Origin of the sequence: Pseudomonas sp. LPB4.O, assembly GCF_038383825.1 — a bacterium.
Lineage (GTDB): Bacteria > Pseudomonadota > Gammaproteobacteria > Pseudomonadales > Pseudomonadaceae > Aquipseudomonas > Aquipseudomonas putida.
Genome location: NZ_CP151298.1, coordinates 1,330,051 through 1,343,878 on the forward strand (window position 1 = coordinate 1,330,051; position 13,828 = coordinate 1,343,878).

The 13,828-nt window shown below is 62.9% G+C and carries 14 protein-coding genes; 10 read left to right on the forward strand and 4 right to left on the reverse strand.

Features of this window, described 5'->3' with window-relative positions:
- The first annotated feature begins 15 nt into the window (after positions 1-15).
- From cysM to MRBLPB4O_RS06045, 5 genes are all read left to right on the forward strand, one after another.
- Positions 16-915, forward strand: coding sequence for a cysteine synthase CysM (gene cysM / locus MRBLPB4O_RS06025; RefSeq protein ID WP_041167848.1), 900 nt, complete (start codon positions 16-18; stop codon positions 913-915).
- Positions 916-2,274 (forward strand): 23S rRNA (uracil(1939)-C(5))-methyltransferase RlmD, encoded by a 1,359-nt coding sequence (gene rlmD / locus MRBLPB4O_RS06030; RefSeq protein ID WP_341797789.1) that lies wholly within the window; start codon positions 916-918, stop codon positions 2,272-2,274.
- 96 nt (positions 2,275-2,370) lie between these two features.
- A complete protein-coding gene (gene relA, locus MRBLPB4O_RS06035; RefSeq protein ID WP_019473071.1) occupies positions 2,371-4,611 on the forward strand; it encodes a GTP diphosphokinase in 2,241 nt (746 codons plus the stop codon).
- Between the two features lie 124 nt (positions 4,612-4,735).
- Entirely contained in the window at positions 4,736-5,569 is an 834-nt protein-coding gene (mazG, locus tag MRBLPB4O_RS06040; RefSeq protein ID WP_341797790.1) for a nucleoside triphosphate pyrophosphohydrolase, read from the forward strand.
- Between the two features lie 26 nt (positions 5,570-5,595).
- Positions 5,596-6,135: a DUF2058 domain-containing protein gene (locus tag MRBLPB4O_RS06045; protein WP_086974697.1), complete on the forward strand. Its 540-nt coding sequence runs from the start codon at positions 5,596-5,598 to the stop codon at positions 6,133-6,135.
- A gap of 45 nt (positions 6,136-6,180) precedes the next feature.
- Here MRBLPB4O_RS06045 and MRBLPB4O_RS06050 read toward each other — a convergent pair whose 3' ends face one another.
- The 4 genes from MRBLPB4O_RS06050 to purM form a co-directional block, all read right to left on the reverse strand.
- Positions 6,181-6,363 (reverse strand): hypothetical protein, encoded by a 183-nt coding sequence (locus MRBLPB4O_RS06050; RefSeq protein ID WP_341797791.1) that lies wholly within the window; start codon positions 6,361-6,363, stop codon positions 6,181-6,183.
- A 233-nt stretch (positions 6,364-6,596) separates the two neighbouring features.
- Positions 6,597-7,307, reverse strand: coding sequence for a DUF3108 domain-containing protein (locus tag MRBLPB4O_RS06055; RefSeq protein WP_016501109.1), 711 nt, complete (start codon positions 7,305-7,307; stop codon positions 6,597-6,599).
- 8 nt (positions 7,308-7,315) lie between these two features.
- Positions 7,316-7,969, reverse strand: a complete 654-nt coding sequence (gene purN / locus MRBLPB4O_RS06060; protein ID WP_341797792.1) for a phosphoribosylglycinamide formyltransferase — start codon at positions 7,967-7,969, stop codon at positions 7,316-7,318.
- Positions 7,969-9,027: a phosphoribosylformylglycinamidine cyclo-ligase gene (purM, locus tag MRBLPB4O_RS06065; protein ID WP_043204324.1), complete on the reverse strand. Its 1,059-nt coding sequence runs from the start codon at positions 9,025-9,027 to the stop codon at positions 7,969-7,971. Before purM ends, purN begins: the two co-directional genes overlap by 1 nt.
- 255 nt (positions 9,028-9,282) lie before the next feature.
- Between purM and MRBLPB4O_RS06070 the strand changes: the two genes are divergently transcribed.
- From MRBLPB4O_RS06070 to MRBLPB4O_RS06090, 5 genes are all read left to right on the forward strand, one after another.
- Entirely contained in the window at positions 9,283-10,350 is a 1,068-nt protein-coding gene (locus MRBLPB4O_RS06070) for a DUF2066 domain-containing protein (protein WP_341797793.1), read from the forward strand.
- 12 nt (positions 10,351-10,362) lie between these two features.
- Complete coding sequence (locus MRBLPB4O_RS06075) at positions 10,363-11,436, forward strand: AI-2E family transporter (protein ID WP_341797794.1); 1,074 nt, start codon at positions 10,363-10,365, stop codon at positions 11,434-11,436.
- Between the two features lie 195 nt (positions 11,437-11,631).
- Positions 11,632-12,339 carry a DnaA regulatory inactivator Hda gene (gene hda / locus MRBLPB4O_RS06080; protein ID WP_016485270.1) on the forward strand — a complete coding sequence of 236 codons (708 nt, stop codon included), beginning with the start codon at positions 11,632-11,634 and terminating at the stop codon, positions 12,337-12,339.
- Positions 12,340-12,465: 126 nt separating this feature from the next.
- On the forward strand, positions 12,466-13,107 hold the full coding sequence (locus tag MRBLPB4O_RS06085; RefSeq protein WP_041167847.1) for an NlpC/P60 family protein: 642 nt from the start codon (positions 12,466-12,468) through the stop codon (positions 13,105-13,107).
- A 139-nt stretch (positions 13,108-13,246) separates the two neighbouring features.
- A complete protein-coding gene (locus tag MRBLPB4O_RS06090; protein WP_341797795.1) occupies positions 13,247-13,780 on the forward strand; it encodes a C40 family peptidase in 534 nt (177 codons plus the stop codon).
- The last annotated feature ends 48 nt before the right edge of the window (positions 13,781-13,828 follow it).

The following is a 13,828-nucleotide window of genomic DNA, read 5'->3' on the forward strand; positions in this document are numbered from 1 at the left end:
ATTGTGAAATACGCCATGACCTTGCAGTACCCAACCATCGCCGATTGCGTCGGCAATACGCCCCTGGTTCGCCTGCAGCGCATTGCTGGTGAAACCAGCAACACCCTCCTGCTCAAGCTTGAAGGGAACAATCCTGCCGGCTCGGTGAAGGATCGCCCGGCGCTGTCGATGATCACCCGCGCCGAATTGCGTGGCCAGATCAAGCCCGGCGACACCCTGATCGAAGCCACGTCCGGCAACACCGGTATCGCCCTGGCAATGGCGGCGGCGATCAAGGGCTACAAGATGATCCTGATCATGCCCGACAACTCCACCGCCGAGCGCAAGGCCGCCATGACCGCCTATGGCGCCGAGCTGATCCTGGTGACCAAGGAGGAGGGCATGGAAGGCGCCCGCGACCTGGCCGAGAAGCTGCAGGCCGAAGGCCGTGGCCTGGTGCTCGACCAGTTCGCCAACGGCGACAATCCGATTGCCCACTACAACAGCACCGGCCCTGAGATCTGGCAGCAGACCCAGGGCAACATTACCCATTTCGTCAGCTCCATGGGTACCACCGGCACCATCATGGGCTGCTCGCAATACCTCAAGGAGCAGAACCCGGCGGTACAGATCATCGGGCTGCAACCTATGGAAGGCTCGGCCATTCCGGGCATTCGCCGCTGGCCCGAGGAATACCTGCCGAAAATCTTCGACGCCACGCGCGTCGACCGCGTGGTCGACATGTCGCAGCAGGAAGCCGAAGACACCACCCGCCGCCTTGCCCGTGAAGAGGGCATTTTTTGCGGCGTGTCCTCAGGTGGTGCGGTTGCAGCCATGCTGCGCCTCTCCCGCGAAGTGGAAAATGCCGTGATGGTCGCCATCATCTGCGACCGCGGCGACCGTTACCTGTCCACCGGCCTGTTTGATCCGAGCTAAATGTCCAAGAAAAAAAGCAACAGTGGCCTGCGCTTCCAGCCGGCCGGCGGCAACCGCACTCCCCAGGTCCCCGTGGGCAAGAAGCAGCGCCTGGACATCGAGCGCCTGGCCGGTGACGGCCGTGGCATCGCCTTCCTCGACGGGCGCACCTGGTTCGTCAGTGGTGCCCTGGCCGGTGAGGCCGTGGAGGCGCGGGTGCTCAACGCCCGTGGCAAAGTGGTCGAGGCCCGCCTGGAGCGGCTGCTGCAGGCCAGCCCTGAGCGCCGTGAGGCACCGTGCCGCCATTATGCGCGCTGTGGTGGCTGCAACCTGCAGCATCTGCCGCATGACGCGCAGCTGGCGCTCAAGCAGCGCACCCTGGCCGAGCAACTGCAGCGGGTGGCCGGCGTGCAACCCGAGGAATGGGCCGCACCCCTGAGCGGGCCGGAATTCGGCTACCGGCGCAGGGCCCGTGTGGCCGTGCGCTGGGACGTCAAGGCGCGTCAGCTGGAGGTGGGCTTCCGTGCCGAAGCCAGCCAGGACATCATTGCCATCGACGATTGCGCAGTGCTGGTACAGCCCTTGCAGTCGATTCTGCGCCACTTGCCGACGGTGCTGCGCTCGTTGAGCAAACCGCAGGCGCTGGGCCACGTGGAACTGTTCAGTGGCACCGCCGAGGCGGTGTTGGTGCGCCACGTTGCGCCGCTGCCGGCAGAAGACCTGGCAAAGCTGCAGGCGTTCTGCGACCAGGCCAATGCCCAGCTGTGGCTGCAAGGTGAAGATGAGCCGGCGCCGGTGAACCCTGCCGCGCAACTGGGCTTTGCCCTGGCGCCGTGGCAGCTTGAGCTGGCCTGGCGCCCAGGTGACTTCGTGCAGGTGAATGCCCAGGTCAACACGGCGATGGTCGAGCAGGCCCTGGCCTGGCTCGCACCGCAGGCCGACGAGCGGGTGCTGGACCTGTTCTGCGGCCTGGGCAACTTTGCCCTGCCGCTGGCCCGCAAGGCCCGCGAGGTAGTGGCAGTCGAAGGTGTACAGGCCATGGTCGATCGGGCCGCGGCCAATGCCCGGAACAACAATGTGCATAACGCACGGTTTTTTCAGGCCGATTTATCGCAGCCTTTGGCAGGCACCGGATGGGCCGCCGAGGGCTTTTCTGCGGTACTCTTGGATCCACCGCGCGACGGTGCGTTCGAGGTGGTGCAAGGCATCGCACGCCTCCAGGCCAAACGGCTGGTTTACGTATCGTGCAACCCGGCCACGCTGGCGCGAGACGCGCAGGTGCTGGTCGGCCAGGGGTACCGGTTAAAAAGGGCCGGGATTCTCGACATGTTTCCTCAAACGGCGCATGTCGAGGCCATGGCGTTATTCGAAGCGGGCTAGCAGACTGGCCCCTTGGTGTGGCTTCCATGGAATGGCAGCCACACGGTGATCGCCAGCGCACCCGCGTGGTGCGCTGTATGGAAAGGTAAAACAAAGATGGTACAGGTGAGAGTGCACCAGCCGGTCAACACCGACGGCAGTATCAATCTCGAAGGATGGTTGGACCATGTGGTAAGCGTCGATTCGGCACTGGATCGCGCAGCGCTCAAAGAAGCCTGCGAGTTTGCCCATGAGATCGAGAAAAAGGGCAACCCGGCCAAGCATTCCTGGGCGGACGGTACGTCCAGCTTCCAGGCGGGCCTGGAAATTGCCGAAATCCTGGCTGACCTCAAGCTGGACCAGGATTCCCTGGTGGCCGCGGTCATCTACCGTTCGGTACGCGAGGGCAAGGTGACCCTGGCCGAGGTCAGCCAGCGGTTCGGTCCGGTGGTGTCCAAGCTGATCGACGGCGTGTTGCGCATGGCCGCCATCAGCGCCAGCCTCAGCCCGCGGCAGTCGCTGGTGCTGGGCTCGCAGGCGCAGGTCGAGAACCTGCGCAAGATGCTTGTGGCCATGGTCGATGATGTGCGTGTGGCACTGATCAAGCTGGCCGAGCGTACCTGCGCGATCCGTGCGGTCAAGGCCGCCGACGACGAGAAACGCCTGCGTGTCGCGCGTGAGGTATTCGACATCTATGCGCCGCTGGCGCACCGCCTGGGTATCGGCCACATCAAGTGGGAGCTGGAAGACCTGTCCTTCCGCTACCTCGAACCCGACCAGTACAAGCAGATCGCCAAACTGCTGCACGAGCGCCGGCTGGACCGCGAACGCTTCATCAGCGACGTGATGAACCAGCTGCAGAACGAGCTGCTGGCCACGGGCGTCAATGCCGACATCAGCGGCCGGGCGAAACATATCTATTCGATCTGGCGCAAGATGCAGCGCAAAGGCCTGGAATTCAGCCAGATCTACGACGTGCGTGCAGTGCGCGTGCTGGTGCCGGAAATTCGCGACTGCTACACCGCGCTGGGTATCGTGCACACGCTGTGGCGGCACATCCCCAAAGAGTTCGACGACTACATCGCCAACCCCAAGGAAAACGGCTACCGCTCGCTGCACACCGCAGTGATCGGCCCCGAGGGCAAGGTGCTGGAAGTGCAGATCCGCACCCACGGCATGCATGAAGAGGCCGAGCTGGGGGTTTGTGCCCACTGGCGATACAAGGGCACCGACGTCAAGCCCAGCTCCAACCATTACGAAGAGAAGATCTCCTGGCTGCGCCAGGTGCTGGAATGGCACGAAGAGCTGGGCGACATCGGTGGCCTGGTCGAGCAATTGCGGGTCGACATTGAGCCGGACCGGGTCTACGTGTTCACTCCTGACGGCCACGCCATCGACCTGCCCAAAGGGGCGACCCCGCTGGACTTCGCCTACCGTGTGCACACCGAGATCGGCCACAACTGCCGGGGGGCCAAGATCAACGGCCGTATCGTGCCGCTGAACTACAGCCTGCAGACCGGTGAGCAGGTGGAGATCATCACCAGCAAGCACGGCAACCCCAGCCGTGACTGGTTGAACTCCAACCTGGGCTACGTCACCACCTCGCGGGCGCGGGCCAAGATCGTGCACTGGTTCAAACTGCAGGCGCGTGACCAGAACGTCGCCGCCGGCAAGACCTTGCTCGAGCGCGAGCTCAGCCGCCTGGGCTTGCCGCAGGTGGACTTCGAACGGCTGGCCGAGAAGACCAACGTCAAGACCGCCGAGGACATGTTCGCCTCGCTCGGCGCGGGCGACCTGCGCCTGGCCCACCTGGTCAACGCCGCTCAGCAGTTGCTGGAGCCCGAGCGTATCGAGCAGATCGAGCTGGTGCCACGCAAACCTACCGGGCCGCGTACCGGCAAGCGTGGTGACATCCAGATTCAGGGGGTCGGCAACCTGCTGACGCAGATGGCCGGGTGCTGCCAGCCACTGCCGGGCGATGCCATTGTCGGTTACATCACCCAGGGCCGAGGCGTGAGCATCCACCGCCAGGACTGCGCCTCGGTGCTGCAACTGGCGGGCAAGGAGCCGGAGCGCATGATCCAGGTGAGCTGGGGGCCGATCCCGGTGCAGACCTACCCGGTCGACATCGTCATCCGCGCCTACGACCGCCCAGGGCTGCTGCGCGATGTGTCGCAGGTGCTGCTGAACGAGAAGATCAACGTGCTGGCGGTGAACACCCGCTCGAACAAGGAAGACAACACGGCGCTGATGTCGCTGACCATCGAGATTCCGGGCCTGGACGCGCTGGGGCGCCTGCTGGGACGAATTTCGCAGTTGCCGAACATCATCGAGACGCGGCGTAATAGAACCCCTTGAGACCGGGGCGCCTGCTTCGCGGGTAAACCCGCTCCCACAGGTACGTTACAGGTGCTCGGTCCTGTAGCCATCCTGTGGGAGCGGGCAAGCCCGCGAAGAAGCCACCGCCGAAGGACCTGCCTAGATGACCTACACCCTCCAAGACCTGCTGCACCTCATGGCCCGTCTGCGCGACCCGCAGTACGGCTGCCCGTGGGACCTGAAGCAGAACTACGCGAGTATCGTTGCCCACACCATCGAGGAAGCCTACGAGGTCGCCGACACCATCGAGCGCGGCGACTTCGAGCACCTGCAGGGTGAGCTGGGCGACTTGCTGTTCCAGGTGGTCTATTACAGCCAGCTGGCCCGGGAAGAGGGGCGTTTCGAGTTCGATGGCGTGGTGGACAGCATCACCCGCAAGCTGATTCGCCGCCATCCGCATGTATTCCCCACTGGCGAGCTCTATGCGCCGCTGGACACCCCCAGCCTGAACGAGGCCCAGGTCAAGTCACGGTGGGAAGAGATCAAGGCGCAGGAACGTGCCGAGAAAAGCACGCCCGAACAATTGTCGCTGCTCGACGACGTACCGTCGGCCTTGCCGGCCCTGTCACGGGCAGCCAAACTGCAGAAACGTGCGGCCACGGTCGGTTTCGACTGGCCGGAAGCATTGCCGGTGCTGGACAAGGTGCGCGAAGAGCTGGATGAAGTACTGCAGGCCATGGCCGACGGTGATGCCGATGCGCTCGAGGATGAGGTCGGCGACTTGCTGTTTGCCGTCGTCAACCTGGCTCGCCATCTTAAGCAAGACCCTGAAAATGCCCTGCGCCGCGCCAACCGCAAGTTCGAGCGACGTTTCCGTTTTATCGAGCAGGCATTGCGCGACAGTGGCCGCTCCATTGAAGATTGTAACCTTGACGAACTGGACGCCCTTTGGGGTGAAGCCAAACGTCAGGAAAAGAACCTGCCCAGCTGCGGCTGAGCTGTTGCATAAGTGAGTGAACATTCATGAGCCTTTCCCTTCGCGACCAATTGCTCAAAGCCGGTCTGGTCAACCAGAAACAGGTCTCGCAGACCAACAAAGCTGAAAAGAAACAGAAGCGCATGGAGCACAAAGGCCAGGTCGAAGTCGACGACAGCCAACAGCGCATCGCCAAGGAAGCCATGGCCGAAAAGGTCAAGCGCGACCAGGAACTGAACCGCCAGCAGCAGGAAAAGGCTGAGCAGAAAGCCCGTGCCGCACAGGTCAAGCAGTTGATCGAAGCCACGCGCCTGCCCAAGCTGAACACCGAGGATTACTACAACTTCGTCGATGACAAGAAGGTCAAGCGCATTGCCGTCAACGCCCTGATGCGGACCCGGTTGAGTAACGGCGCACTGGCGGTGGTGGCCCATGCCGGCGGCTACGAGGTCATTCCCCGTGAGGCGGCGGTGAAGATCCAGGAGCGCGACCCCAGCCGTATCCTGCTGCTCAACACCCATGTCGAGGAAGCGGACGAGGACGACCCGTATGCGGCCTACAAGATCCCGGACGACCTGATGTGGTAAACACGAAAAACCCCGCTTTGGCGGGGTTTTTCATTTGAAGAGTGCTCACTGCGAGGTGCGCTGGCCTTCCAGGACTTCCAGCTCTACGCGGTACTGGTGCGCTTCGTGTTCATTGTGGAACATGCCCACCAGTTGGCCTTGTTGGTGCACATCCCAGATCCGCACGCCAGCGGCCAGGCCTTCGTGGGACATTTTCGATTCGTCGCGTTCGGTTACTTGGACTGTCATCGGTAAACTCCACTTCTTCAGTTGGCTGCGACAGTGTGTCGCACACCCTCTTTATAGAGTTTGTTAGCAGGCTAAGTAAATAAAACAGCCATGAAACAAGTTTCATGTACGGCTTCCGGGCCTGGCTTTTCGTAGGAGCGGCCTTGCGTCGCGATAAGGCCGCAGAGCGGCCCTGGAGAGCATGAAAAAGCCCCGCACTGGGCGGGGCTTCGGGGGCAGCAGGCGGTGCTGGATCAGTTGCCTTTCACCGGCTTGCCATCGACCGTGCCATCCTGCAGCACGATCACGTACTCCTTGCCATCCGTCTCGACCTGGCGCAGTTGCACCAGCAGGTAGTCCCAGTTCTTGGCGAACCACAGCTCGGTGATGCGCTTGCTCTGGCTCGGGTCGCGCACACGCTCGACCTTCACTGCATCAACCTGGCCGGTCTTGGTGGCGACCTTTTCAGTGCCCAGCACGCGGAAGTCGTAGGTGTCGATCTCGTCACCGTCAACGACCTGGTAGGTCATGCTTTTCTTGCCGGCGGCTACATCATGCTGCAGGGCCAGCTGGTAGGACGACTTGTCCAGCACGCCGCGGTTCAGCGGCAGGCTGACTGCATCGCCACGGTCGCTGCCGGTGACCTTCTTGCCGGTCCAGTCGAAGTTCAAATCGACCTTCTTGGCTTTGCCCAGGCCGCCGCGCTCGAAGTGGTACTTCTGCGGCAGCAGGGTATCGTTTTCCAGGCGCAGGGTGCTTTGCTCGGTCAGGCTGGCGATCATCATGGAAGCCTTGAAGTTAAGGTCCCAGGTACCGTTGGCATTCTTGACCAGGCTGCGCTCGGCGGTGCCACTCATGGGCAGCTGCTTCCAGTCGGCGGTGTAGCTGGCCGAGAAAGGCTTGAGATCAGCTGCCTGGAGGGGCAGGGCAAGCACGGCGAGAGCCAAGAGCAGGGCGCGACGCATAAATTCTCCTAGGATCGAATCAAGTGACCGCTGGCCGCCAGCGGCTGGCCATCCAGTAATGCACCCTGTTCGCCAAGGCGCAAGCGCCCTTCAGCGAACCAGCGCACCGCCAGCGGGTAGATCAGGTGTTCCTGGTGGTGTACCCGCTGGGCCAGGCTTTCGACGGTGTCGTCAGACGCCACCGGTACTACAGCCTGTACGACCAGTGGGCCGCCATCGAGTTCCTCAGTCACGAAGTGTACGCTGCAGCCATGCTCGGCGTCGCCTGCCTCCAGCGCCCGGCGATGGGTATGCAGGCCCTTGTATCTGGGCAGCAGCGACGGGTGGATGTTGAGCAGGCGGCCCTGATAGTGGCGTACGAAGCCGCCACTGAGGATACGCATGAAACCGGCCAGCACCACCAGGTCCGGGGCATAACCGTCGATGCGCGCAACCAGTGCGGCATCGAAGGCTTCACGGCCGTCGAACTGGGTGTGGTCGAGCACGACGGTGTCGATGCCGGCCGCCGCCGCACGTTGCAGGCCGTAGGCATCGGCGCGGTTGGAAACCACCGCACGGATGCGCACCGGGCTGTCCTGGCCTTGGCAGCTGTCGATCAGGGCTTGCAGGTTGCTGCCGGAACCCGACAGCAACACCACTACATTGCAGGTCTTGCTCGGCATCAGTGTGCCTTGAGGTTTTGCAGCTCGACCTGGGCGGCGCCTTCGGCGGCTTCGGCGATGTGGCCGATGACCCATGGCTGCTCACCGGCGGCGCGCAGTTCGTTCAGGGCAGCTTCGACCTGATCCTGGGCTACGCAGATGACCATGCCGACGCCGCAGTTCAGCACGCGGTGCATTTCATGCTCGTCGACGTTGCCTTTTTCCTGCAGGAAGTCGAATACCACCGGGCGCTGCCAGCTGGCGACGTCAACCACGGCCTGGGCGTTTTTCGGCAGTACGCGCGGGATGTTGTCCAGCAGGCCGCCACCGGTGATGTGGGCCATGGCCTTCACGGCACCGGTGTTCTTGATCAGCTGCAACAGCGGCTTGACGTAGATGCGGGTAGGCGCCATCAGCAGGTCGGTCAGCGGCTGGCCGTCCAGCTGGGTGTTCTCGATGTCGGTGGCGGACACTTCGAGGATCTTGCGGATCAGCGAGTAGCCGTTGGAGTGCGGGCCCGAGGACGGCAGGGCGATCAGCGCGTCGCCAGTGGCAACCTTGGAGCCGTCGATGATTTCGGCCTTTTCCACCACGCCGACGCAGAAGCCGGCCAGGTCGTAGTCTTCGCCTTCGTACATGCCAGGCATTTCGGCGGTTTCACCACCAACCAGCGAGCAACCGGCCAGTTCGCAACCGGCGCCAATGCCGGTGACGACGGTGGCAGCTACGTCAACGTTCAGTTTGCCGGTGGCGTAGTAGTCGAGGAAGAACAGCGGCTCGGCGCCGCACACCACCAGGTCGTTGACGCACATGGCGACCAGGTCCTGGCCGATGCTGTCGTGCTTGTTCAGGTTCAGCGCCAGGCGCAGCTTGGTGCCAACGCCGTCGGTGCCGGAGACCAGCACTGGCTGCTTGTAGCCGGCCGGGATCTCGCAGAGGGCGCCGAAGCCGCCCAGGCCACCCATGACTTCAGGGCGTGCAGTGCGCTTTGCCACGCCCTTGATGCGTTCGACCAGTGCTTCGCCGGCGTCGATGTCTACACCGGCGTCCTTGTAGCTCAGGGAGGGTTGCTTGCTCATTGATCCAGGCCTTTAGGAGGGAGGGATTCTTAAAAACGACCATGACGGCCAAGACCGACGGGTAAGCGGCGGCTGCCTGAAACATCAGTGGTCTGTGAAGGCGCGCGATTTTATCAGGGTTGCCGGGCAGCGGCCATCCTCAGGCCGACGGGCAGGGCGGTAAATTGTTGAAAAAGGGCCGAGGGTGGTTGATGTGGTTGCATGTGTATAAGCTGCAAGTAGCGAGCTTCGTGCTCGACTGGACAGGAATCCTCCATGCGTTTTTTCAATATTCTGGCAGCCGGTTGCCTGGCCCTGATAGCGGCCACCGCTCAGGCTGAAAACGTCTCCGGCCTTTATCAGGTACGCGAGCCGGTCACCGGGCAGGGCCCTGAAGCCCGTACCGCAGCTACCGCCAAAGCCCTCGACACGCTGGTGCTGCGCCTCACCGGCGACGCCAAGGCCGCGCAGAGCCCGGCGCTGGCCGAGCTGCGCAAGGACCCGCAGCAAATCATCAACCAGGTTGGCAGCGAAGCCGGCCCGCCCGAGTCGGTGCTGGTGGAGTTCGACCCCGGCAGTACCGAGCGTGCCCTGCGCAAGGCCGGCCTCGCGCTGTGGGGCAGCAATCGGCCTTCGATTCTCGGCTGGTGGCTGAATGACAGTGTCGACGGCAGCAGCCTGGTCGGTGACGGCCAGGCCAGCGCCCAGCCTCTGCGTCGTGCCGCCCAGCACCGTGGCCTGCCGCTGCGCCTGCCGCTGGCCGACCTGCAGGAGCAACTGGTGGCCAATGCCAAGCAGATCGAAGGCAGCGACCCGGCACCGTTGCGTGAGGCCTCCGAGCGCTATGGCGCCGACGCCTTGCTGGCGGTACATGCCCAGGAAGCCGATGGCAAGTGGCAGGGCAAGTGGCAGCTGTGGCTGGGCGACCAGCGTGAGCAAGGTACTGCCGAAGGGGCCGACCCGGCAGCCTTGGCCGATGCGGTGATGCTGGCGGTAAGCAGCCGCCTGGCGCCGCGTTATGTCGCCCGCCCGGGCGCCAGTAGCCAGATGCAGGTGCAAGTACAGGGGATGACCCTGCAGCGCTATGCCGAGCTTGGCCGCGTACTTGAGCCTTACGGCCCGCGCCTGAAGATGGTTGAAGGCACCACCCTGACCTATGGCGTGACCGGCAACCGCGAGCAATTGCGTGCCCAGCTTGGCCTGGCCAAGTTGCAGGAACTACCCGTCGAGCAAGCGCCCGCAGCGCCCGTCACGCCAGCCCCGGTCGCGAGTGCAACGGGTGAGCAACCCGCGCCGGCCTCGGCTGCGCCCAAGCCGTTCGACGGCCTGCATTTTCGCTGGTAAAGGGAGCATACCTTGATCGATGTCCGTCGATGGATCTGGCTGGGTGCAGCCCTGCTGATCGCTGTGCTGCTTTATAGCTTGCACAATATTCTTACACCGTTTCTGGTCGGCATCCTGCTGGCCTACCTGGCCGACCCGCTGGTTGACCGCCTGGAGCGCCTGGGGCTGTCGCGCACCTGGGGCGTGGTGGTGGTGTTCGGCCTGTTCACCTTGTTACTGATGGCCTTGCTGCTGGTGCTGGTGCCGATGCTGGCCAAGCAGCTGGTGCGCCTGTACGAGCTGGCGCCGCAGATGCTCGACTGGCTCGAACAGGTGGCGCTGCCATGGGTGCAGGGTCGTCTGGGCCTGGCCGATGGCTTCTGGAAGTTCGACAAGATCAAAGCCGCCATCGGCTCGCACATGGGGCAGACCACCGATATCGTGGGCATGCTGTTGTCCCATGCCACCGCCTCGAGCCTGGCGTTGATGGCCTGGTTGGCGAACATGGTGCTGATTCCTGTGGTGGGCTTCTATCTGCTGCGCGATTGGGACCTGATGATGGCCAAGCTGCGCGGCCTGCTGCCGCGCCAGCGTGAGCCGCAGGTGATGAACCTGGCTGGCGAATGCCATGAGGTACTCGGGGCATTCGTGCGCGGGCAGCTCATGGTGATGGTGGCCTTGGGTATCATCTATTCGGCCGGGCTCATGCTGGTGGGGCTCGAACTGGGCCTGCTGATCGGCATGCTCGCTGGCCTTGCGGCCATCGTGCCGTACATGGGCTTCATCATTGGCATTGGTGCCGCGCTGGTGGCTGGCCTGTTCCAGTTTGGCGGCGACCTGTACCCGATGCTGGGCATCGTCGCGGTATTCATGGTCGGGCAGGCGCTGGAAGGCATGGTGCTGACCCCGCTGCTGGTGGGCGATCGCATCGGTCTGCACCCGGTTGCGGTGATCTTTGCCATCCTCGCCGGTGGTGAGCTGTTCGGCTTTACCGGGGTGCTCCTGGCCCTGCCGGTGGCGGCGGTGATCATGGTGCTGCTGCGGCATATGCATGACTTGTACAAAGAATCGGACATGTATGCCGGGGATATTGACCCGGAGCTGTAACGTACAGGCTTATGTTAAACCTGTGGGAGCGGGCACGCCCGCTCCCACAGGCACCGATTTCAGCCGCAAGACAGCGCAACTTGTTGATTTTGCTTGCGCTATCTATTGCCGTGATTGTGCGCCTCGCGTTGCGGGTATAGACTTTGCAGATTGTTCACCAAAGGCCCCCTGCGGTCCTGCTGACCGCCCGCGAGCATGAAACCACCGATCCAGTTGCCCCTGGGTGTGCGCCTGCGCGATGACGCCACCTTCATCAACTACTATCCGGGCGCCAATGCTGCGGCATTGGGTTACGTCGAGCGGCTATGCGAAGCCGACGCCGGCTGGACCGAGAGCCTTATCTACCTGTGGGGCAAGCAGGGTGTTGGCCGTAGCCACCTGCTGCAGGCCGCCACCCATCGTTTCCAGCAACGTGGTGAGCCCGCCGTCTACCTGCCGTTGGCGCAATTGCTCGACCGTGGCGTAGAGGTGCTCGACTACCTGGCCCAGTACGAACTGGTCTGCATCGACGACCTGCATGTGATTGCAGGCAAGGCAGACTGGGAAGAGGCCATGTTCCACCTGTTCAACCGCCTGCGCGACAGCGGCCGGCGCCTGCTGCTGGCCGCCTCGGCATCGCCACGGGAGCTGCCGATCAAGCTCCCCGACCTGAAGTCGCGCCTGACCCTGGCCCTGGTGTTCCAGATGCGTGGCCTGTCCGACGAAGACAAGCTGCGCGCCCTGCAATTGCGTGCTTCGCGCCGCGGCCTGCACCTTACCGACGAAGTCGGCCACTTCATCCTCACCCGCGGTGCGCGCAGCATGAGCGCGCTGTTCGACCTGCTCGAACGCCTCGACCAGGCCTCGCTCCAGGCACAACGCAAGCTCACCATCCCTTTCCTCAAGGAAACCCTCGGCTGGTAACCCCCTGAAAACGCTGGGCCAGAGCGGCAAAACAGAAAAGTCACATCTTTTTCGATAAAATTTGCAAATGGCCATGATAGAGGGCATAGTTTCCCCCTCTAAAGGATTACAGACACGGTCGTGCCCATGCTAAAGCGCTTCGCACCCCTCGTGCCACTCGCACTCGTGACCCTGCTGTTTGGCTGCGCGGCCCAAGGCCCAGCTTCTCAGGTTCAGGATCACACCCCGGTCGCCGCACAATCGGTGATCAAGGCCAAGGCCTCGTCCTCGTCGGTATTCGGCGAACCGGAAGAGCTGGCCACTGAAGATGATCTGGAGGCTTTCTCCAGCAACAGCAAGCCTTACCAGCTGCCAGTGCTGGCGGACAGCATTCTCGAGCGCGGTATGTCGTTGATCGGCACCCGCTACCGCTTCGGTGGTACCTCGGAGAAGTCTGGTTTCGATTGCAGTGGTTTCATCGGCTACCTGTTCCGCGAAGAGGCGGGCATGACCCTGCCGCGCTCCACGCGTGAAATGATCAACGTCGATGCCCCGAAAGTGGCACGCAACAAGCTCAAGCCAGGTGACTTGCTGTTCTTCAGCACCAATGGCCGCGGCCGCGTCAGCCATGCCGGCATCTACCTGGGTGACAACCAGTTCATCCACTCCAGCAGCCGCCGCAGCGGTGGCGTGCGCATCGACAGCCTCGGTGACCGCTACTGGAGCAAGACCTTCATCGAAGCCAAGCGTGCCTTGGCCATGGCGCCGACCAACATCGCGCGCAACTGATGGCGAAATGATATATCCTGCCGCGGCGGCGATGCTTTGAAAAAAGCTCGCCGCCGTGCGCATTTATAGAAAGCGTCTAATCTAAATTCTCAACTCTTTTCGGCTGCTGCGCAGCGGTCTCAGACAGGATGTTCTGGCCATGATAAAGATGGCGCGCTTCGCATTTCTCTCCTTGGCGACATTGCTTGCTGCCTGCTCCAGCCGTGCGCCTGCGCCGGCCCCTGTGGTTCAGCCGCAGGTTAGCTATAGCCAACCGAGCCCTTCGCCGATTGCCGATGACGTGCTAATCCGCGCCATTGGCCTGGTGGGTACGCCTTATCGCTGGGGCGGCAACACCCCGGACTCCGGCTTCGATTGCAGTGGTTTGATCAAATATGTCTACCGTGATGCAGCCGGCATCAGCTTGCCGCGTTCCACGCGGGAGATGATCGTCATGCGTGCACCGACGGTGGATGCCAAGGCGCTGCAATCCGGTGATCTGGTGTTCTTCGCCACCAGTGGCGGCTCGCAGGTCAGCCATGCAGGCATTTATGTAGGGGAAGGGCGTTTCGTGCATGCGCCCTCAACGGGCGGCACGGTACGATTGGACTACCTGTCCAACAGCTACTGGGCCAAGGCCTATCTGCAAGCCAAGCGTGTGATTCCGCAAGGCCATCTGGCACAGAACCCCTGATTCTCAATGCCTGAAGCAGCGGCCCCGTTCAGCGGGGCCGGTACAGGC